At 30.1% G+C, this 21,408-nt stretch carries 20 protein-coding genes; 16 read left to right on the top strand and 4 right to left on the bottom strand.

Features of this window, described 5'->3' with window-relative positions:
* The first annotated feature begins 73 nt into the window (after positions 1–73).
* The 4 genes from CLPA_RS13990 to CLPA_RS13975 all read left to right on the top strand — a co-directional run bounded on the left by CLPA_RS13990 (position 74) and on the right by CLPA_RS13975 (position 2,553).
* Entirely contained in the window at positions 74–451 is a 378-nt protein-coding gene (locus tag CLPA_RS13990; protein WP_003443127.1) for a transcriptional regulator GutM, read from the top strand.
* A 44-nt stretch (positions 452–495) separates the two neighbouring features.
* Complete coding sequence (gene srlA / locus CLPA_RS13985; RefSeq protein WP_003443126.1) at positions 496–1,041, top strand: PTS glucitol/sorbitol transporter subunit IIC; 546 nt, start codon at positions 496–498, stop codon at positions 1,039–1,041.
* 23 nt (positions 1,042–1,064) lie between these two features.
* Positions 1,065–2,075 carry a PTS glucitol/sorbitol transporter subunit IIB gene (srlE, locus tag CLPA_RS13980; RefSeq protein WP_003443125.1) on the top strand — a complete coding sequence of 337 codons (1,011 nt, stop codon included), beginning with the start codon at positions 1,065–1,067 and terminating at the stop codon, positions 2,073–2,075.
* Positions 2,076–2,190: 115 nt separating this feature from the next.
* On the top strand, positions 2,191–2,553 hold the full coding sequence (locus CLPA_RS13975; RefSeq protein ID WP_003443124.1) for a PTS glucitol/sorbitol transporter subunit IIA: 363 nt from the start codon (positions 2,191–2,193) through the stop codon (positions 2,551–2,553).
* A 75-nt stretch (positions 2,554–2,628) separates the two neighbouring features.
* On the opposite strand, the gene CLPA_RS13970 is transcribed toward CLPA_RS13975, so the two are convergent.
* Together CLPA_RS13970 and CLPA_RS13965 are read right to left on the bottom strand one after the other, a co-directional pair.
* Positions 2,629–4,434 carry a MutS family DNA mismatch repair protein gene (locus tag CLPA_RS13970; protein ID WP_003443122.1) on the bottom strand — a complete coding sequence of 602 codons (1,806 nt, stop codon included), beginning with the start codon at positions 4,432–4,434 and terminating at the stop codon, positions 2,629–2,631.
* A gap of 13 nt (positions 4,435–4,447) precedes the next feature.
* Positions 4,448–5,074 carry a RusA family crossover junction endodeoxyribonuclease gene (locus CLPA_RS13965; RefSeq protein ID WP_003443121.1) on the bottom strand — a complete coding sequence of 209 codons (627 nt, stop codon included), beginning with the start codon at positions 5,072–5,074 and terminating at the stop codon, positions 4,448–4,450.
* Between the two features lie 327 nt (positions 5,075–5,401).
* Between CLPA_RS13965 and CLPA_RS13960 the strand changes: the two genes are divergently transcribed.
* The 4 genes from CLPA_RS13960 (at position 5,402) to CLPA_RS13945 (ending at position 8,499) form a co-directional block, all read left to right on the top strand.
* Complete coding sequence (locus CLPA_RS13960; protein ID WP_003443120.1) at positions 5,402–6,115, top strand: nuclease-related domain-containing protein; 714 nt, start codon at positions 5,402–5,404, stop codon at positions 6,113–6,115.
* Between the two features lies 1 nt (position 6,116).
* Positions 6,117–7,139: a tRNA (adenosine(37)-N6)-threonylcarbamoyltransferase complex transferase subunit TsaD gene (gene tsaD, locus CLPA_RS13955; RefSeq protein WP_003443119.1), complete on the top strand. Its 1,023-nt coding sequence runs from the start codon at positions 6,117–6,119 to the stop codon at positions 7,137–7,139.
* Complete coding sequence (locus tag CLPA_RS13950) at positions 7,136–8,017, top strand: YitT family protein (RefSeq protein ID WP_003443118.1); 882 nt, start codon at positions 7,136–7,138, stop codon at positions 8,015–8,017. The genes tsaD and CLPA_RS13950 overlap by 4 nt, the downstream gene beginning before the upstream one ends.
* Before the next feature lie 146 nt (positions 8,018–8,163).
* Complete coding sequence (locus CLPA_RS13945) at positions 8,164–8,499, top strand: single-stranded DNA-binding protein (protein ID WP_003443117.1); 336 nt, start codon at positions 8,164–8,166, stop codon at positions 8,497–8,499.
* A 121-nt stretch (positions 8,500–8,620) separates the two neighbouring features.
* Here CLPA_RS13945 and CLPA_RS13940 read toward each other — a convergent pair whose 3' ends face one another.
* The gene (locus CLPA_RS13940) at positions 8,621–10,447 is read right to left on the bottom strand and encodes a carbon starvation CstA family protein (protein ID WP_003443116.1); all 1,827 of its coding nucleotides are present in this window, start codon (positions 10,445–10,447) and stop codon (positions 8,621–8,623) included.
* A gap of 242 nt (positions 10,448–10,689) precedes the next feature.
* Here CLPA_RS13940 and CLPA_RS13935 point away from each other — a divergent pair, with 242 nt between their 5' ends.
* Both CLPA_RS13935 and CLPA_RS13930 read left to right on the top strand, forming a co-directional pair.
* A complete protein-coding gene (locus CLPA_RS13935; protein WP_003443114.1) occupies positions 10,690–12,375 on the top strand; it encodes a LytS/YhcK type 5TM receptor domain-containing protein in 1,686 nt (561 codons plus the stop codon).
* Complete coding sequence (locus CLPA_RS13930; protein ID WP_003443112.1) at positions 12,368–13,138, top strand: LytR/AlgR family response regulator transcription factor; 771 nt, start codon at positions 12,368–12,370, stop codon at positions 13,136–13,138. The genes CLPA_RS13935 and CLPA_RS13930 overlap by 8 nt, the downstream gene beginning before the upstream one ends.
* 24 nt (positions 13,139–13,162) lie before the next feature.
* On the opposite strand, the gene abc-f is transcribed toward CLPA_RS13930, so the two are convergent.
* Positions 13,163–15,076, bottom strand: a complete 1,914-nt coding sequence (gene abc-f, locus CLPA_RS13925; protein ID WP_003443110.1) for a ribosomal protection-like ABC-F family protein — start codon at positions 15,074–15,076, stop codon at positions 13,163–13,165.
* A 183-nt stretch (positions 15,077–15,259) separates the two neighbouring features.
* Here abc-f and CLPA_RS13920 point away from each other — a divergent pair, with 183 nt between their 5' ends.
* From CLPA_RS13920 to CLPA_RS13895, 6 genes are all read left to right on the top strand, one after another.
* Positions 15,260–15,892: a redox-sensing transcriptional repressor Rex gene (locus tag CLPA_RS13920; protein ID WP_003443108.1), complete on the top strand. Its 633-nt coding sequence runs from the start codon at positions 15,260–15,262 to the stop codon at positions 15,890–15,892.
* Positions 15,893–16,291: 399 nt separating this feature from the next.
* Positions 16,292–17,080, top strand: a complete 789-nt coding sequence (locus CLPA_RS13915) for a short-chain-enoyl-CoA hydratase (protein ID WP_003443106.1) — start codon at positions 16,292–16,294, stop codon at positions 17,078–17,080.
* A gap of 15 nt (positions 17,081–17,095) precedes the next feature.
* On the top strand, positions 17,096–18,235 hold the full coding sequence (locus tag CLPA_RS13910) for an acyl-CoA dehydrogenase (protein ID WP_003443104.1): 1,140 nt from the start codon (positions 17,096–17,098) through the stop codon (positions 18,233–18,235).
* 18 nt (positions 18,236–18,253) lie between these two features.
* Entirely contained in the window at positions 18,254–19,036 is a 783-nt protein-coding gene (locus tag CLPA_RS13905) for an electron transfer flavoprotein subunit beta/FixA family protein (RefSeq protein WP_003443102.1), read from the top strand.
* A 22-nt stretch (positions 19,037–19,058) separates the two neighbouring features.
* Positions 19,059–20,072 carry an electron transfer flavoprotein subunit alpha/FixB family protein gene (locus tag CLPA_RS13900; RefSeq protein WP_003443099.1) on the top strand — a complete coding sequence of 338 codons (1,014 nt, stop codon included), beginning with the start codon at positions 19,059–19,061 and terminating at the stop codon, positions 20,070–20,072.
* A 131-nt stretch (positions 20,073–20,203) separates the two neighbouring features.
* A complete protein-coding gene (locus tag CLPA_RS13895) occupies positions 20,204–21,052 on the top strand; it encodes a 3-hydroxybutyryl-CoA dehydrogenase (RefSeq protein WP_003443095.1) in 849 nt (282 codons plus the stop codon).
* The last annotated feature ends 356 nt before the right edge of the window (positions 21,053–21,408 follow it).

Below are 21,408 nucleotides of genomic sequence, written 5' to 3'. Positions count from 1 at the left end.
ACAGAGGTATAACAGGTATATAAGTATTTTAAAATGCTAAAATTGCTAAAATATAAAGATGAGGTGATAGAAAATGTGGTTAATATTTGTAGCAGTAGTGGCAGCATGGATAGGACAAATGATTCTTGGAATTTACCAAATAAAATATTTTAATAGATATTTTAAAGAGATGCGAAAGTTAGGAAAAGTAGTTATTGGTAAAAATAAAGGAAAAGTAAGAGCCGGTGTTATTGTGTTAATGGCTATAGATGAAAATTCTAATATCATAAAAGCCAAAAAAATGCAAGGGATATCTGTATTTGCTAGAATGAGATCTTTAAAAATTATTGAGAATATGAATCTACTTAAAATTGATATTAGTAATTTAAAAGGGATGGATAAATGGACTATTAAGGCTGTAGATAATGGAATAGAAAGTTATAAAAATTATCTTTTAGAGGGAGAGAACTAATTTAAATATTTATCTATAAGGATTAAATAGGAGGTCGAAGTATTATGGAAATTTTAACAAACTTAGCCCAAGGATTTATAGGATTATTTCAAGAAGGGGGAAAAAACTTTGTTGGAATGGTTACTGGAATTGTTCCAACACTAATTATGCTTCTCGTTGCAATGAACGCAATTATTAGATTTGTTGGTGAAAAAAGAATTGAAAAATTAGCCAGGGCATCAGCAAAAAATCCTATTACCAGATATCTTATATTACCAGTGATAGGTACATTCTTCTTTTGTAATCCAATGACTTTATCACTAGGGAAATTTTTGCCAGAGAGATACAAACCAAGTTATTATGCAGCAGCTTCTTTTTCCTGCCATACAATGAATGGATTATTTCCACATGTAGATCCAAGTGAATTGTTTGTATTCTTAGGTATAGCAGCAGGTATAACTAAATTAGGATTACCAACAACAGATTTGGCATTAAGATATTTTCTAGTTGGTGTAATTACGAATTTTTTTAGAGGATGGATAACAGATTTTACAACATCAATTGTTGAAAGACAGCAAAAAGTAAAATTAAAAGATACTCTATCATTTTAGATTTACAGAGGAGGAAATAGGAAATGAGTGAATATAAATCAATAATAGTAAAAGCTGGATCCGGTGGATTTGGGGGACCTCTAATTATAACACCAACGGATAAGAAGAATAAAGTAGTTTACATTACAGGAGGTCATACACCGGAAGTAGCGACTAAAGCAGCAGAATTATTGGAATGTGAATTAGTAGATGGATTTAAAACAAAGGTGTCAGATGATGAAATTGCTTGTGTTGTAATTGATTGTGGAGGTACTTTAAGATGTGGGATATATCCTCAAAAGAGAATACCTACATTAAATATAATGCCATCAGGTCCAAGTGGACCTTTAGCACAGCATATTAAAGCGGATATATATGTTTCTTCAGTAAAACCTGAAACTATAGAGATATACGAAGGAGATACTGAAACGGCTGTATCACAAAGTAAAATAGTACAAGAAGAAACTAAGGAAGATAAAAAAAGTAAATATGATACAAATAAAAAGATTTCACAACAATCCGGCAATGGTTTGATGGGTAGAATAGGAATGGCTGTAGGTTCTTTAGTTGGAGTATTAAATCAAGCTGGGCGTGAAACTATAGATACTGTAATAAAAACTATCCTTCCATTTATGGCATTTGTATGTATGCTTATAGGTATAATAGTAAAATCGGGAATAGGAGATGTATTTGCTAAATTTTTGTCACCTCTAGCAGGAACAGTGCCTGGACTTGTAATAATGTCACTTGTATGTTCATTCCCATTTCTATCTCCATTTTTAGGACCTGGAGCAGTTATAGCTCAAGTTATAGGAACTTTAGTTGGTGTTGAAATAGGTAAGGGAAATATACCGCCACAATTGGCTTTGCCAGCATTATTTGCAATTAATTCACAAGCAGGTTGTGATTTTGTACCTGTTGGACTTGGACTTGCAGAAGCAGAAGCAGAAACTGTAGAGGTAGGAGTTCCTTCAGTGCTATATTCCAGATTTTTAACTGGTCCCACAACGGTATTGATAGCATGGCTTGCAAGTTTTGGATTATATGTAAAATAATTTTTAAAATTAGAATCATAATTACATGAAATTAAATAATAAAAAGATTTATAATGATCGATAGGTAAATGTTTACAATGAAATTATTAGTTTTATAATATGGGGGGTATGTAAAATGAGTTTAGTATATAATACTAAAGTAACAAGTATTGGACCATTAGTAGAAGGATTTTATCCTGAAAAAATGATAATATTGTTTAAGGATAATGCTCCAGATGAGTTGGCAGATTATTGTGTAATGCATAGTATAAATGATTTGAAAGAAGACATTAAAGAAGGATATACTTTAAAAATAGATGGAATAGATTATAAAATAACTGCTGTAGGTGATGTAGTAAATAAAAATTTAAGAGATCTTGGTCATATATGCCTTAAATTTGATGGTAGCACAAAGGCAGCATTGGAAGGAACCTTATATTTAGAAGATAAAGAAATAAAAGAAGTTTCACTGGGAAGTGAAATTCAGATATTGGCATAATAAATAACTTAAAGGAGATGGTGCATTTCGGAAAACATCTCCTTTAAAGTTATTTATGTATATTGATTTTATTTACTATTCATATATATCAATACCTACCATTTTCATAAGATACTTTGCATTAGTGCTATTACAGCGTCCTTCTCTAAGCTTGTAATCAAAATGTATTTTATTTTCACTGTAACTTTCTGAAAAATGATAATTCTTAATTTTGGTTTCATTATTATATTCAAGGTCACATAGTTCAAAATCATGGGTGGATATTAAGCCGCATACCCAGGGTTTATCAAGGCTTTTCAGCACACTTCTTGCTCCAATGATTCTATCTTTGGAATTGGTACCTCTAAATATTTCATCTATAAGAAAAATCATAGATTTCTTTTTTGGAAGGTTATCAATTATTTTTTTGATACGCATAAGCTCTACATAGAAAGTAGAAGAGCCTTCCATTAAATTGTCATTTATCCTCATGGAAGTAAAGATATCCATAAGGGAACATTCCATAGATTTCCCGCAAATAGGGGCTCCAGCATAGGCTAAAACAAGGTTAATTCCTATAGTTCTCAAAAAAGTGGTTTTACCTGACATATTTGAACCTGTAACAATAAATATGTTATCCTTCATGGATACGCTGTTATTGACACGAGATTCACTGTTAATTAAAGGATGACCTAAATCTTCAGTTTTTACTACCAAATTTTCTCTTGTAAAGTTTGGAAAGCTGTATTCTGTATCTAGATGAGTGAGTACTGATAAACTAGAAATAGCTTCAAAATCAGCTAAAGTATCTAGATATTTAGATATAAGTTTACCATATTTAACTTTCCAGTTTTCAAGAGCAAATAGACATCTAAAATCCCAAAAAACTAATAAATTTAGAACAAAGTAAATTAAGAAATTATGTTTTAGGTTTATGTTATTAATAATTGTAGTCAACTCTCCCATAATCTTTGAGGAGGATTTGTCTTTAAAAAATAGATTGTCTTTTAATTTGTTTAGGTACTTATCGTTAAAGTTTTCATTTTCTATAAGTTTAAGAGCATTGGCATAAGAGTGCAAATCATCATTAAAACCTTCTACAGAATCTAAAGTGGAAGATATATTTGTATAGCTGATAAAGTTCATAATAGCATGTATTATAAAAATAACAGCTATTACATAATAAAATGGCTTTATATTAAATATAAAAGTTACAGTACAAAACAATATAGAAAAAATAGGCATAAAATTTACTAAAGGTTTAATATATGAATTTTTAAACAAACTATCTGTATTTTCTGCATAGTTTAAAAGTGAAGAAGGCTCTTTCATATTTTTTTTATTAGAATTATTTTCTGATTCAAGTTCTTGACAGAATTCAATTTTATCTGATAGCTCTTTAACGGCATTTTGGCGTTTAATTATATTGGCTGAATCCCTATTTTCAGTTTTATTAAGAAGATTGATTAATTTTTTTCTGCCTAAAAAAGTATTAGTGGTATTAATTAATTGGAATAAAGAACTCTTTCCAAATATATCTAAATCTGATGCATAAGGATGATTTAGATATAATGCATTCTCACCTAAGTCCTGAAATTTTGCCCAATTTCCATCTATTCTATCTACATATTTTTTATTAATAGATATGAGATTTTTTATTTTATTCAATTTGGAAGATATATTACTGTGAGATTTTATTAAAAATACAAAGATTATTAGTGAGACAATAGTTCCTATAAAAGAATATATACTTACGTTTTTTATAAGAAGATATATGTATACCAAAGTAACTATAAAAGCCAATAGTCTTAGACTGCCAATAATATTATAATTTTTACGGCACTTTATTTCTTCAGTTTCAAAAGACTTAATGCGGCTCATAAATATTTCTTTATTATTCATAAATTTACTCCTTTTAAAATAATTTTTTAAAGCAGGATTTACATATAAGCATTTTGCCATTATTTGCAGAAATACAATTACAGGGATTTATTTCTTTATTACATAAGGCACATATAGTTTTTCCAGAAGATGCTTTTTTATTATTCATATTGGAAGTTCCAAAACTTCTTTTTTTATTGGGTGGAGGAGAATAGATAATAGGCTCATCTGGAATATCCTTTTTTACTACATCATAATCTATGCAGTAGTTACTTTCTCCGAATAATTCCAATTCAAATCTTGGATTTTCGGCATCATAAAATTCTTCAATTATAAGTCTTCTTATTTGAGCATCATTTATTATAAGACCGCTTTTTTCTATACCGTCAAATATACTTTTTGTTATGTTGTTTGTGTCAGGATGCCTTTTTTTACTTTTATAATAGACCTTCAAAACTGCAATTAGAGCTTCTGACAATGTAACATTTGGATTTTGTAGTCTTGCTGCATAGGCTATTTGTTCTTCATAAAGGGCATATCTGTCGTGATATCTTCCAGAATTAAAAGGTAAAATAGCCCTTCCCTGTACATTAAATAATTTAAAATTTGATTTTGAAATGGGAGACCCATTTACTATTACTTTTGCATGACAATTGTTCATTAATTACTCCCCTAGATATAGTTTATACAAAGATTAATAAATACAAGATTATATAATTATCCAATAAAATTACTTTAAACAAAGAATATAATAATTTTTATAATTTAATAATTGTACAAAATTATTATAGCATATTTAAATAATGATAAGAATATATGTTCGAAATTTATGTGGATTTTAGATTAATAGTAAAATTATCAATAATCTATTATATTTTTATGCTTAACGGTGCATTTTATTTGAATTTGCGTTATAATCTTATTTGGTTTGTTATTAGAAAATTAATATAAATAAATCCCATTTATAATTATATAATAGGAGAAAAATATGGCAATTATAAAAAGTAAAGAAACTTCATTAAACATTAAGTGGATTAAAAATTTAATTTTTCAAATTGTTGCCTTTTTGACATGTATAGCTTCTGTGTATGCTTATGTTTATTATAAGAATATCTATATATCTTTAATAATTTTTGTTGTAGCTTTTATAGGTATTATTCATTTTCACAATAGAAGCAAAATATATAAGTATGGTATTCAAGGAGAAAAGGCAGTATCAAAATTATTATGCAATTTAAGCAATAAATATATAGTATACAATGACATTATAATAGGTGGGAAAGAAAAAGGGGCACAAATAGATCATTTGGTGTTATCCACTTATGGGATATTTTGCATTGAAACAAAAAATATGACTGGAACAATCATTGGGGGAGAAGAAGATAGCGAATGGATTCAGATAAAGATAGGAAAAGGAGGGACTAAATACGAAAAGAGATTTTATAATCCCTGCAGACAGTCTAGAGGACATGTGAACGCCATTAAGAATTTTTTTAGACATTCAGATTTTAAGGTTATGCCAATTTATTCTATCGTTGTTTTTAATAATAATAAATATATAAATTTGAAAGTACAGGGAGGTTCAACTACTGTACTTAAATCTGAGAATTTAATTCAATTTATAGAGAGTAAAAGAGAAGTTTTAATAACTTCTGATAAACTAAAAGGAATAGGAAAATTCATAGATAAAGGAAGGTGGTAGTATGGATAAATATATAAAAATACTTGCTATTGAGAGCAGTTGTGATGAAACTTCTGCAGCAGTAGTAGTAAATGGAAGAAAGGTATTGTCAAATATAATATCTTCACAGATAGATATACATACTAAATTTGGTGGAGTTGTACCAGAAGTAGCTTCACGAAAACATATTGAAGTAATAAGTGCAGTAGTGGAAGAGGCCTTAAAAAAAGCAGAAATTTCTTTTGAGGATATTGATGCCATAGGGGTTACTTATGGACCGGGATTAGTAGGAGCATTGCTGGTTGGAGTACAATATGCAAAGGGATTAGCCTATTCTTTAGGTAAGCCACTTGTAGGAGTTAATCACATAGAGGGTCATATAAGCGCAAATTTTATTCAGTATGAAAATTTAGAGCCCCCTTTTGTGTGTCTTGTAGTGTCCGGTGGTCATACTTTTATAGTTTACATGAAAAATTATGGTGATTTTGAGGTTATGGGACAAACAAGGGATGATGCTGCAGGAGAGGCCTATGACAAGGTGGCAAGAGCCATAGGACTTGGATATCCTGGAGGCCCTAAAATAGATAAACTTTCTAAAGAGGGAAATGAGAATGCAATTAAGTTTCCTAGAGCAAATTTTCATGAAAAATCTTTGGATTTCTCCTTCAGTGGAGTTAAATCAGCAGTGCTTAATTATCTTAATAAGATGGAAATGAAGAAGGAAAAAATAAATAAAGCCGATGTAGCAGCCTCCTTTCAAAAGGCAGTGGTAGATTTTTTGGTAGATAATGCTATGAAAGCCTGTGAAATAAAAAAGGTGAACAGGATAGCTATCGCAGGAGGAGTAGCATCAAATTCTGCTCTTAGAAAAGTTATGATAGAAGAAGGAAAAAGAAAAAATATTAATATATTGTTTCCAGAACCAGTGCTTTGTACTGATAATGCGGCTATGATAGGCAGTGCAGCCTATTTTGAATATATTAAAGGAGTTACTGCACCTTTAGATTTTAATGCGGTACCAAATTTGAAACTTGGTGAGAGATGATAAATAGTATATGGGAGGAAGGATTTTTGACAAAGAACCAGTTTGTGACAATTAAAAGTATATTTTTAATACTACTAGGTAGTTTTATTTCTGCCATAGCAGTAAATATGTTTTTTATACCCTTTAAACTTTTAAGTGGAGGTATTGGTGGTATTTCTCTTATCATACAATATCTCAGCGGTATTCCAGCAGGATACTTTATAATATTGCTTAACATACCTTTGTTTATATTGAGTATAAAAGAAATAGACAGGGAATTTACCATATTAACTATATTGGGAACTTTAGCTCAATCTACTTTCTTGATATTAACTAGGAATATTTCTGGTTATTTTCACTTAAATGATATTTTACTATCTGGTATCTATGGAGGAGTTCTCCAGGGAATAGCCATGGGAATAATATTTGGAAACCACGGTTCTTTGGCAGGATCAGATATAATTTCTGTAATCATGAGAAAAAGATATGATTATGATGTGGGAAAAATAAATTTTATTATAAATCTATTAATAATATGTGTTGGTTCTGTATTTTTTGGATTGGAAAAAGGATTATATACGCTAATGTCTATGTATATAGTTTCCTATACAGTAGACAAGGCTATCAAAGGCTTTGATAGAAGAAAACTGATGTTTATAATAACAGAGAAGGATGAAGAAATAAATGAGAAAATTAAAAGTGATCTTAACAGGTCTTCTACCATTTTTTATGCAGAAGGTTACTATACAAAGAAACAAATTAAGGTAATATATTGTATAGTTTCTCTATCACAGGTGCCAAAATTGAAACATATAGTAAATGAAATAGATCCTCATGCATTTATGTCAATACTCGATGCTGCTGAAGTGCATGGAAAAGGCTTTAAAAATACATTTTAGTTGTGTTCAATAGATTTTTTATGTTTAACAATTAGGATAATTAAATAATAATTTAATTAAAATAGAAAATGATTGAGAAATTTTGTATACGAATTTAAAATATGTCCATAATGTAGATATTAATTTAAATATTATGGAGGAAGAGTATGAATAAAGTTTTATTGGTAGGAAGATTGGTAAGGGATCCTGAATTAAAACATATCGAATCAAATGGAAGAGAAGTATGCAATTTTACAGTGGCAGTAAACAGAAACTTTATAAATGCAAAAGGGGAGAGAGAAGCTGACTTTGTTCCAGTAGTGGTTTGGGGTAAGACCGCAGAACTTGTATGCAATTATATGAAAAAGGGAAGACTTCTTAGTATTAGCGGAAGACTCCAGATAAGAAGTTATGAAACAAAAGATGGAAATAGAAAATATGTAACAGAAGTAATAGGAGAAGAAGTACTATTTTTAGATTCTAAAAAGGAAAGTGCAAGTTAAATAAAAATGAGAACTAACAGAAAATTTTCCGTTAGTTCTCATTTTTATTCTTATTTATAGATGGCAAATAGTATATATATTTAAAAATTTTTAATTATGAGACTATATTATAAAATAAATATTATTTAGTAGAAGTATCTATTCCTATATTAACATTTTCTTTTACAGTAGTCTTTTTTGGAGAATCATATTTATGAGATTTTAAATCAGAAATCCAGCTCTTTATGCTTTCATATAATATGACTGCCAGTATAACTATGAGAATTATAGATAATACTGTAAGGGTAGTTTTGTGGTTTGGAATGTAATTGCCAATTATATTTTCAAAGGATGCCGTCAAAGTAGCTACACTTATAAATATCATAGGTATTATTGTTATAAGTATATATTTTTTCTTTTTCATTTTTATTAATACCGAGGTACCTATAGCAAAGGTTATAGCAGCCAGACTTTGATTTGCTACACCAAATAAAGGCCAAATGGTTGATATATTTCCTGTATATAATAAATATCCCCAGCAGAAAGTCATAATGAAACTGAATAATATAGTATTGAACCAAGAATCTTGTTTTTTAAAAGGTTTGTAAAATTTACCGAATAAATCCTGAAATAGATATCTTCCTATTCTGGTACCTGAATCTATAGTTGTAAGAATGAATAAAGCTTCAAACATTATGCAGAAATGATACCAGTAAGACATTAAAGCTTTTAAACCTGGAATTTTATAAAATACATAGGACATACCTACTGCAAGAGATACGGAACCACCAGGCCTTCCTGCCAGATTTTCTCCTACCAGTTGTGATAGCATAGGTAATTCTTTTGGAATCATATTAAGTTTTGCGAATAGGGCAGGTGCAGAGTTTATAGCGAAATAATCAGCTGTTGGAAGACAAGTAGCAGCAATAAGTGCAATTAAAGCTACAAAGGATTCTATGACCATTGAACCATATCCTACAGGCAATATGTCTTTTTCATTTGCAATAAGTTTTGGTGAAGTACCTGTACTTATAAGACAATGGAATCCAGAGAGGGCACCGCAGGCTATGGTTATAAATATGAAAGGAAATACTTTCCCGGGAACTATGGGACCGCCGCCATTAACAAAAGGCGTAAATGCAGGCATTTGTATGATTGGTCTGACCAGTATAATACCAAGCACAAGTATTAATATAACGCCAACCTTCATATAAGTACTTAGGTAACCTCTTGGCAGTAGTAACAGCCATACTGGAAGAACAGCTCCGCAAAAACCATATATAGCGAGAATAAGTGATATCTGTTTTACATTGAAAGTAAAAAATGGAGCGATGATTGAAGTTTGAATAGTTGGTCCAAGAATAACTCCTATTAATATAAGTGCCATACCTATTATAGTAGCTTCACCTATTTTACCAGGACGTATGAATTTAAGATAAATACCTATAAATATTGAAGCTGGAATGGTAAAACCAACTGTAAAAGTTCCCCAAGGACTGTTGGCAAGAGAATTTACTATTGGAAGTCCAAGTCCAGCCATGGTTATTATTAATATAAAAATAACTGAAATAGATGTAATAAAACCCATTCTGGTACCTAGATTTTTTCTTGCAATTTCAGCAATTGTCTGCCCATCTTGTCTTACTGATGCAAATAAGATAACTAAATCATGTACAGCTCCAGCGAGGACACCACCAATTAAAATCCAAAGTGTACCTGGAAGATAACCGAATTGAGCTGCAAGAACTGGTCCTATAAGTGGTCCCGCACCAGCAATTGCCGCAAAATGCTGACCTAGAAGAACCCATTTGTTAGTAGGCAGATAGTCATGTCCATCTTCAAATTTTTTAGCTGGCACTTCTCTGTTTTTGTCTAGTACAAGGACTTTTGCTGCTATCCAGCAGCCATAAAATCTGTAACCTAGGACTAATATTAATGCACCTATGATTACTAAAACTATAGAATTCATATGAATACCCCTTTCTTTAATAAATTCATATTAAAATCGTTTACAATATTATAATACTTTAGGAGCATAGATTTTAACACTTAAATAGACTAAAGTGTTAAAAAAGAACAGTAAACGGTTAAAATTAAAGCCCAATTGGTATTTAATTTTATGTTAACAATAAATTAAATTAGGTATATAATTAAATTATTATATTAATTGGTATAATTTACATGAGCACTGTGATATTAGGAGTGGTGGTTTTGATATATATTAAATTACTGGAAAATATGTCTCTTATTGTACTGTTTGCTTATATGTACAATCAATCCAATCTTTTAAAAAAATTAATAGAAAAAAATTCAAGAAGGAGAAATAAGATTTTTGTAATTCTATTTTTTGCTTTATTAGGTGTTATAGGTAATTATACGGGAATAGATATAGGTCCCTATGCAAAACATGAAATTAATATATCCAAAGGAAATTTAGGAATTTATGATGCTATAGCAAATACAAGACCTATAGCCTCCATAGTATCGGGATATATTTATGGACCTTTTATTGGAATGATGGTGGGGATTATTTCAGGTACTCATAGATATTTCTTAGGAGGATTTACTGCTTTTGCCTGTGGAATATCTACTGTAGTGGAGGGGATTATAGCCGGAATTATAGGTAATAAAGTAAAAAATAAAAATTTTAACATAAGATATGCCTGCATAGCAGCAGTAATTGCAGAAGCTTTTCAAATGCTTATAATTTTAATATTATCATATCCTTTTTATAGCGCTGTGAATTTAGTTAAAGCTATAGCCGTACCTATGATATTAATAAATTCTATGGGAACTATTATCTTTATAAGTACAATAAAAAGTGCTAAGGAGGACTGCAATAGAATTGCTGCTATAGAGGCACAAAAGGCTTTGAATATAGCAAGAAAAACTTTAAAGTATATGAGAAAAGGTCTTAATACTGATACAGCAAAGAAAGTTTCTAATATAATATACGAAACTACTAATATAGATGGAATATTTATAGGTAATAAAGAGGGAATATTAACTTGCTCAGGTGAAGATATAAATAAAAAATTTTTAATAGACATATTAAAAGGCTATTATAAATCTCCAAGTTACAAAACTATAAAAATAGACAATATGTTTTTCATATGTTCGCCTTTTAAAATAGATAATTCGGATTTTGAAGGAGTACTGGGGCTTGGAATGAAATCTAAAAAAAATATTACTGTCTATTTTACAGAGTTTGCAGAAGAGCTAAGTGAATTATTGTCAAATCAAATAGAATTATATAAATTGAACAAGCTAGCGGAGGAAGCATCAACAGCAAAATTTAGAATTCTTCGTGCTCAAATAGAGCCACATTTTTTATTCAATGCTTTGAATACCATTTCATCTTTTTGCAGAACTAATCCATTAAAAGCTAGAGACCTTATATTAAATCTATCTAATTATTTTAGAAAGACATTGAAGCGGCAAGAAGATTTTGTTCATCTAAAAGAAGAAGTGGATTTTATTCAATCTTATTTTTCTATTGAAAAGGCAAGATTTGGAGATAGATTAAAACTATTTATTGATATACCAGACAAAATTATGGATGCTAAAGTACCTTCGTTTATATTACAGCCAATTGTGGAGAATGCAGTAAAACATGGAATATTACCTAAAATGGAAGGAGGAAGTATATATTTAAGAGTTTCTCTGGAAGGTAGTGAAATAAATTTTTCTATAGAAGATACAGGTATTGGAATGGATGAAGAAAGACTAAGGGAAGTTCTCATAAATTGGCCTGGTATAGGTCTTAAAAACGTTAATGAAAGATTAAAATTATTGTATGGACAAGAATCTGCATTAAGTATAGAAACTCATTTGAATAGTGGAACAAAAATTAATTTTATCATACCCATTAAAGAGGAGGAAGTAGTGAATGGATAAAATAAAATGTATTATTGTAGAGGATGAAATACCAGCTGCGGAGGAACTTAATTATATAATATCAAAGAATGATAATATACTTGTGAATAGAATTGTACATGATGGTAAAAGTGCTGTGGAAATTGTAAAAAATGAAGGACCAGATGCAGTTTTTTTAGATATAAATATACCAGGAAGAACTGGAACAGAAGTAGCGGATATAATAAAAAATTTTAATGACTCTATAGATATAATATTTGTTACTGCCTATGAAAAGTATGCATTAAAGGCTTTCAAACTCTATGCTTTGGATTATGTGCTTAAACCTTTTGATGAAGAGAGAATAAAAATTACTATAGATAGGCTTATAGATAAGAGAAGCAAAAAAAATATGGAAAGTGAAAAAATACCCTATATGCTCAATAAGCTAATAGATAAAATAGATAAAGATAAAAAGATATTGAAAAAAATACCCTGTGAAAGTAATGGAAAGACAATTTTAGTAGATGCATCGGATATATATTATTGTTATATAGAGGAGGATAGAACTTATGTAAAAACCAGAAAGGAGAAATATATTGTTATGTCAAATCTATATCAATTACAAGAGAAAACAAGTTTTTTCAGATGCCATAGAAGCTATCTTGTAAATATGGATAATGTAAAGGAATTCTATTCTTGGTTTAATGGTACTTATAAACTTGTTATGGATGATGAGAAGAAATCAGAAATACCTATAAGTAGAAATAATGTAAAAAAACTTAAAGAATATTTTGGTTTTTAATGATGCATTATACCAGTGGGAAAATTACAGGTAATTTTCCCACTGGTTGTATAAATCTTCTAATTTATTTTTAGTATCCAAAAGTTCTTTATTTATTTTTTCACTTTTTTCAGGATTTGAATAAACTTCTTCGGTACATAATTTATTTTCAAGTAGTGATATTTTACTTTCAACATCAGTTATTTCTTCTTCAATATTTTTTAGCTTAAGTTTTTCTTCTTTTTTAGATTTTTCTTCTTCTCTTTTTTTCTTTTTCTCCAGATTTATTTGAGTTTTTGTTTTACCAAAAACTGTTTTCTCCTCTTCAAATCTAGTAGGATTTCTCTTCTTTTCTATATAATAAGTGTAATTACCTAAGTACTCTTTTACTCCATTTATTTCAAGTTCGTAGATTTTAGAAACAACCTTATTTAAAAAATATCTATCATGAGAAATTACAAGGATAGTACCGTCATAACCTAAAAGAGCTTCTTCTAGAGCTTCACGGGATACTATATCAAGGTGGTTTGTAGGCTCATCTAGAAGAAGAAAATTACTTTTAGACAACATCAATTTTAAAAGATTAATTCTACATTTTTCTCCACCACTAAGATTATGTATTTTCTTAAAAACGTCATCACCAGTAAATAAAAAAGCAGCTAAGGCATTTCTAAGTTCTGTGGTAGTCATATTGGGAAAATCATCCCATACTTCATCTAGAATAGTTTTTTCATCGTTCAAATCAGACTGTTCCTGATCATAATATCCTATGAATACATTTTTACCTAAAACCTTTATACCGGTATCGCTTTTAATATTATCCATCAATATGTTAAAAAGAGTAGTTTTACCTCTTCCATTTTCACCTATAAGAGCTGTTTTTTCTCCACGTTTTATATCCAGATTTAAAGATTTAAATAGCTGTTTTTCACCGAAACTTTTTGATAAATTTTCGATGTGAAGTACATCATTACCACTTTTGATTAAAGTTTCAAAATTAATTCTTGATGCTCTTCCATCTTTATCGGGGGCTTTTATTCTTTCAATTTTATCTAAAGATTTTTGCCTGCTTTCAGCTGCTTTTATACTTTTTTCTCTATTAAAAGATCTATATTTTTCAATTATTTCTTCTTGCCTTTTTATTTCAGCCTGTTGTAATTTATAAGCTTTTAATTGAACTTCATAATTTTTCTTTTTTAAATCTAATGCTTGGGTATAATTTCCGGAATATACATTCACGTGGCCAGATATCATTTCCAAGGTTTTTTCAGTTATAGCATCTAAAAAATATCTGTCATGAGATATTAAAATTACAGTACCCTTATAAGCTATAAGATACTGTTCGAGCCATTCAATGGCATCTAAATCCAAATGATTAGTTGGCTCATCCAAGAGAAGAATATCTGGTTTTGTGAGTAGAAGTTTACAAAGAGCTACTCTTGTTTTTTGACCACCACTTAAAAGATTTATAATTTTATCATAATTTTCTGAGGAAAATCCAAGTCCATTTAAAACTCTATTTATTTCGCCTTTATAGGTATAACCTCCTTTAGTGTCATAAAGTTCTGTTAAAGTGGTATAATCCTTTATTATTTTGTTATGATATTCTTCATTTTCAATATCATAAGGTTCATTCATCTTTGATTCCAGGTTATTTAATTTTTTTTCAATATCCAATAATTCTTTAAATACAGATAGAAGTTCATCATATACTGTATTTGATTCATCTAAAGACAGATGCTGAGAAAGATATCCTACTCTTTTATTTTTATCTATGAATAGTTCGCCGCTGTCTTGATCTAGTTGATTTGTTAAGATTTTAAATAAAGTAGATTTTCCAGCGCCATTTGCCCCTATAAGACCTACTTTTTCACCTTCATTTATAGTAAAGTTTACATCTTCTAAAATTATATCTATTCCATAGCCTTTAGTTATATTTTTTGTACTTAAAACTATCATAATTTAATCACCAGCCTAATATTAAGTGTATAACTATTATTTTACTATTTTAATTTAAAAAATTACAGTATATTTTAATTTTTATATAAGTATTGTGTAATTTTTATCAAAAAACAAGTGTAAAATTACTGATATGTGGTAGAATATAATAAGTATATATTTCAGAGGTAAGGGGTGCAACAGTTGGAAAAGAAAAAAAATATATCTATGGCAGTAATAAAAAGACTTCCTAAGTATCATAGATATCTAAACGAATTAGTTAATAATGAAGTTGATAGAATCTCATCTAAAGAATTAAGTGAAAAAATAGGTTTCACAGCTTCGCAGATAAGGCAAGATTTAAACTGTTTTGGAGATTTTGGGCAACAGGGATACGGATATAATGTAAAAGATTTACACTATCAAATTTGCAATATACTTGGAATTACAAAGGACTATGAAACTATAATAGTAGGTGCAGGAAATATTGGTCAAGCTATAGCTAATTATACAAATTTTCAAAAAATGGGCTTCAAGACAAATGCTATTTTTGATATAAATCCAAAATTATTTGGACTTAAAATAAGAGATATAGAAATATATGATATTGATTATCTAGAACCGTTTTTACAAAAAAATCCAATAGACATAGCTACTATTTCTGTTCCGCCTAAAAATGCACAAAGTGTATGTGATATATTAGTCAAAAATGGAGTTAAAGGAATATGGAATTTTGCACCAGTTGATCTTATAGCTCCAGCGGATGTAATGGTAGAAAATGTACATTTAAGTGAAAGTTTACTTACATTGACTTGCCTAATGAATAAGACAATATAAAGATTTCACATTCATATTTAATACTGCTAAAATACAAAAGCTATTATTATAAGTTTTTAATTTATGTAAAAAATTACTTGTTATAAGATTCTATAACAATGTTAACGTATCCTACAATAACAAGATATACTATATTAACATAAAAATCAATAGTTTAAATGTTAATTAACGTAAAAAATTATTAAAATTAAAATCATTTATCTATATTATAGAGCTGAATTCTTATAAATTTAACAAAAAAATTATAGGAATTTAGCTCTATAATGGTTATAACTTAATTTTTTTATTGAAAACTAATTGAATTCAGTATATAATTAAAGGCGAAGTGTAAATTTAGTGTATTTTTAATCTCCATTGTTAGAATATTAACAATGCATTAAAATTGTAGGAGGATTAGGCATGGATTTTAATAATATTATCCTTGAAAAAGAGGAAAAAATTGCCGTAGTTACAATTAATAGACCTAAAGCTCTTAATGCTTTGAACAGTGAAACGTTAACTGAGCTTGATTCTGTAATTGATGAAATTGACAAAGATAATGAAATTTTAGCAGTGGTATTAACGGGAGCGGGAAAATCCTTCGTAGCTGGAGCCGATATATCAGAAATGAAAGACATGAATGTAGTAGAAGGAAGAAAATTTGGAATACTAGGTAATAAGGTGTTCAGAAAACTTGAAAATTTAGAAAAGCCAGTAATAGCAGCCCTTAATGGATTTACATTGGGTGGTGGTTGTGAAATTGCTATGTCTTGCGATATAAGAATAGCTTCTACTAAGGCAAAATTTGGACAGCCAGAGGTACAGCTTGGAATAACTCCAGGTTTTGGCGGTACTCAAAGATTAGCTAGATTAATAGGCCCAGGAGCTGCAAAGGAACTTATATATACTGGAAAAATTATAAATGCTGAAGAGGCCTATAGATTAGGACTTGTTAATAGAGTTATAGAACCAGAAACTTTATTAGATGAAGCAAAACAATTGGCAAATACTATAGCAGCCAATGCACCTATAGCTGTTAAGTTGGCTAAATCAGCAATAAATAGAGGAATTCAAACTGATATTGATACAGGTGTGTCAATTGAATCAGAAGTATTTGGAGCTTGTTTCTCTACAGAAGATCAAAAAGAAGGTATGAATACATTCTTGAATGATAAAAAATATTTAACTGGTAATTTTAAGAATAAATAAGAGGAGGTAAGTTACATGAATTTTTCATTGACTAAAGAACAAGAATTAGTAAGACAGATGGTAAGAGAATTTGCTGAAACTGATGTTAAACCAATAGCCGCAGAGATTGATGAAACAGAAAGATTCCCTATGGAAAATGTAAAGAAAATGGCTAAGTATGGTATGATGGGTATACCTTTTTCTAGAGAATATGGTGGAGCTGGTGGAGATACGTTATCTTATATACTAGCTGTAGAAGAATTATCTAAAGTATGCGGTACTACTGGAGTTATACTTTCAGCACATACTTCACTTTGTGCATCACTAATTGATCAATTTGGTACACCAGCTCAAAAGGAAAAATATTTAACACCACTTGCAAAGGGTGAAAAAATAGGAGCATTTGGTTTAACTGAACCAAATGCAGGAACAGATGCAGCTGGACAACAAACTGTAGCTGTAATTGATGGTGACAATTATATAATTAATGGTTCAAAAATATTCATAACAAATGGTGGAGTAGCAGACATATTTGTTATATTTGCCATGACAGATAGAAGCAAGGGAACAAGAGGAATATCAGCATTTATAATTGAAAAAGGCTTTAAGGGATTCTCAATCGGTAAAGTTGAAGATAAACTTGGAATAAGAGCTTCATCTACAACAGAACTTATATTTGAAGATATGGTAGTACCAAAGGAAAACATGATTGGTAAAGAAGGAAAAGGATTCGGCGTAGCAATGAAAACTCTTGATGGAGGAAGAATTGGTATAGCTGCTCAGGCTCTTGGTATTGCTGAAGGCGCTTTTAATGAAGCTAAGGAATATATGAAGGAAAGAAAACAGTTTGGAAGAGAATTGTATAAATTCCAAGGACTTTCTTGGATGATGGCAGATATGGAAGTTGCTATAGAATCAGCTAGACTTTTGGTTTATAAGGCGGCTTGGAAAAAAGATCAGAAACTACCATATACTGTTGATGCTGCTAGAGCAAAGCTTCATGCTGCAAATGTAGCAATGGATGTAACAACTAAAGCTGTTCAATTATTCGGTGGATATGGATATACTAAAGATTATCCTGTAGAAAGAATGATGAGAGATGCTAAGATAACTGAAATATATGAAGGAACTTCACAGGTTCAGCAATTAGTTATTTCAGGAAACATTTTTAGATAATAAGGAGGTTTATAGGCGATGAATATAGTTGTTTGTTTAAAACAAGTTCCAGATACAACTGAAGTTAAAATAGATCCTAAGACAGGAACACTTATAAGAGAAGGAGTTCCATCAATAATAAATCCAGATGATAAAAATGCATTAGAAGAAGCATTAGTAATAAAAGAAAATACTGGTGCTAAGGTTATCGTGTTAAGTATGGGACCTCCACAAGCTCAAACTGCTTTAAGAGAAGCTATGGCTATGGGAGCGGACGAAGCAATACTTATATCTGATAGAGCCTTTGCAGGAGCTGATACTTTAGCTACATCAAATGCCCTTGCAGGAGCACTTAGAAAACTTGATTATGATGTGGTGTTTGCTGGAAGACAAGCAATAGATGGAGATACAGCACAGGTTGGACCAGAAATAGCTGAACATCTTGGAATTCCACAGATAACTTATGTAGAAAAAGTTGATGTAACTGGAGATAAAGAGTTAACAGTAAGAAAAGCTTGGGAAGATGGATATGAAGTAGTTAAGGTTAATACACCAGTATTACTTACTGCTATAAAAGAATTAAATGAACCAAGATATATGGATGTTAAAAATATATTTGGATTATTTGATAAAGAAATAACAGTATGGAGTGCAGATGATATAGATGTAGATAAATCCCTTCTTGGACTTAAAGGATCACCTACAAAAGTTAAGAGATCAGCAACTAAGGAGACTAAGGGCCAAGGAGAAATTGTTAATAAGCCAGTTAAAGAAGCAGTTAGTTATGCAGTTTCAAAATTACAAGAAAAACACTATATTTAAAGTGATGTAGGAGGGATTTAAAATGAATATAGCAGATTATAAAGGCGGCGTATGGGTCTTTGCTGAACAGAGAGACGGAGAACTTCAAAAAGTTTCATTAGAGCTTTTGGGAAAAGGCCGTGAAATGGCAGATAAATTAAATACAGAATTAGTTGCAGTATTACTTGGATATAATACTGATGATATAGCAAAAGAATTGTTAGCTTATGGTGCTGATAAGGTAATAGCAGCAGATGATAAGCTTTTATCACACTTCTCAACTGATGCATATGCAAAGGTTATTTGCGAATTATCAAATGAAAGAAAACCTGAGATAATATTCATAGGTGCTACTTATATAGGAAGAGATTTAGGACCTAGAATAGCAGCTAGACTTACAACTGGATTAACAGCTGACTGTACAGCTCTTGACATAGATGCTGAAAACAATAATTTATTAGCTACAAGACCAGCTTTTGGTGGAAATCTTATGGCTACAATTGTATGTGCTGACCACAGACCTCAAATGGCTACTGTAAGACCAGGAGTATTTTCTAAACTTGATAAAGATTCATCTAAAGAAAATACTTCAAAAATTGAAAAAGTTACAGTTAATTTAACAGAAGACGATATAAGAACAAAAGTCCAAGAAGTTGTAAAATTAGCTAAAGATGCAGAAGATATATCAGAAGCAGAAGTTATAGTTGCTGGTGGTAGAGGTGTTGGAAGTAAAGAAAACTTCGAAAAACTTCAGGAATTAGCAGATGCTTTTGGCGGAACAGTTGCAGCTTCAAGAGCAGCTATAGAAAAAGATTGGATTGACAAATCAGTTCAAGTTGGTCAAACTGGAAAAACTGTAAGACCTAAGCTTTACATAGCTTGTGGTATTTCAGGAGCTATTCAGCATCTTGCTGGAATGCAGGATAGTGACTACATTGTAGCTATTAATAGAGATGAAAATGCACCAATAATGCAGGTGGCAGATCTTGCAATAGTTGGAGATTTAAACAAAGTTGTTCCAGAATTGATATCACAAGTAAAAGCTGTCGCAAAATAAGCTTTTCTAGAATAACTTTTCTCCATAGAGGAAATCTTAAACTTGATAAATCATATACCTAAATAATTTTATATGTAAATAAAAAGTTATTTAGGTATCAAAATGTATATTTATTTAGGAGGTTACATGACATGAAAAAAGTGTGTGTACTTGGTGCAGGAACAATGGGAGCTGGAATAGCTCAAGCCTTTGCAGCAAAAGGTTTTGAAGTTGTTCTTAGAGATATAAAGGATGAATTCGTTGAAAGAGGAATAAAAGGAATAGACAAAAATCTTTCAAGATCCGTTACAAAGGGAAAAATCACTGAAGAAGCAAAAACTGAAATACTTACAAGAATAACTGGAACAGTTGACCTAAATCAGGCAGCTGATTGCGATCTTGTAGTTGAAGCAGCAGTTGAAAATATGAAAATCAAGCAGGAAATTTTTAAAGAGTTAGATGCTATTTGTAAGCCAGAAACTATATTGGCTTCAAATACTTCATCTCTTTCAATTACAGAAGTGGCAGCTGCAACTAATAGACCAGATAAAGTTATTGGTATGCATTTCTTCAATCCAGCTCCAATCATGAAGCTTATTGAAATAATAAAGGGAATGGCTACTTCACAGGAAACTTTTGATGCTATAAAAGAATTAAGCGTTGCAATTGGTAAGGAACCAGTAGAAGTTGCAGAAGCTCCAGGATTTGTTGTAAATAGAATATTAATACCAATGATAAATGAAGCTGTTGGTATATTTGCAGAAGGAATAGCTTCAGCAGAAGATATAGATACAGCTATGAAACTTGGTGCTAACCATCCAATGGGACCTTTAGCTTTAGGAGATTTAATTGGTCTCGATGTGTGCTTAGCAATAATGGATGTACTTTATAAGGAAACAGGAGACTCTAAATACAGAGCTCATTCCTTACTTAGAAAGTATGTAAGAGCAGGATGGCTTGGAAGAAAATCTGGAAGAGGTTTCTTCGACTACGCAAAATAGAATTGCAGAATAAAAAAAGCTATTTCACCGTGCAGATATTGCATAGCGAAATAGCTTTTTATTTTTGTATTTATTGAGTAGTTTAAGATGAAAAATTGTTGAATAAATAGATGATAATATTAGTGAAATTATTTATATATTTGCTGTACAAGTTGTATATCACAAATTATAAATATCATACATTAAATATTTGACTTGATGATAAATATTGTTTAAAATATATATTAAACTGCTTAATTTAAATAATAGTTTATAAATTTAATAAGTTAGTTTCAGTGTAAATTTTAATAAATATAAGTGTTAATTGAAAATTGAGATTATTAATTCAAATTTTTATAAAATGAAATTTAATTTAT

Origin of the sequence: Clostridium pasteurianum DSM 525 = ATCC 6013 (assembly GCF_000807255.1) — a bacterium.
In the GTDB taxonomy this organism is placed as follows: Bacteria; Bacillota; Clostridia; order Clostridiales; family Clostridiaceae; genus Clostridium_I; species Clostridium_I pasteurianum.
This window is presented reverse-complemented; position numbering and strand designations above follow the sequence as displayed.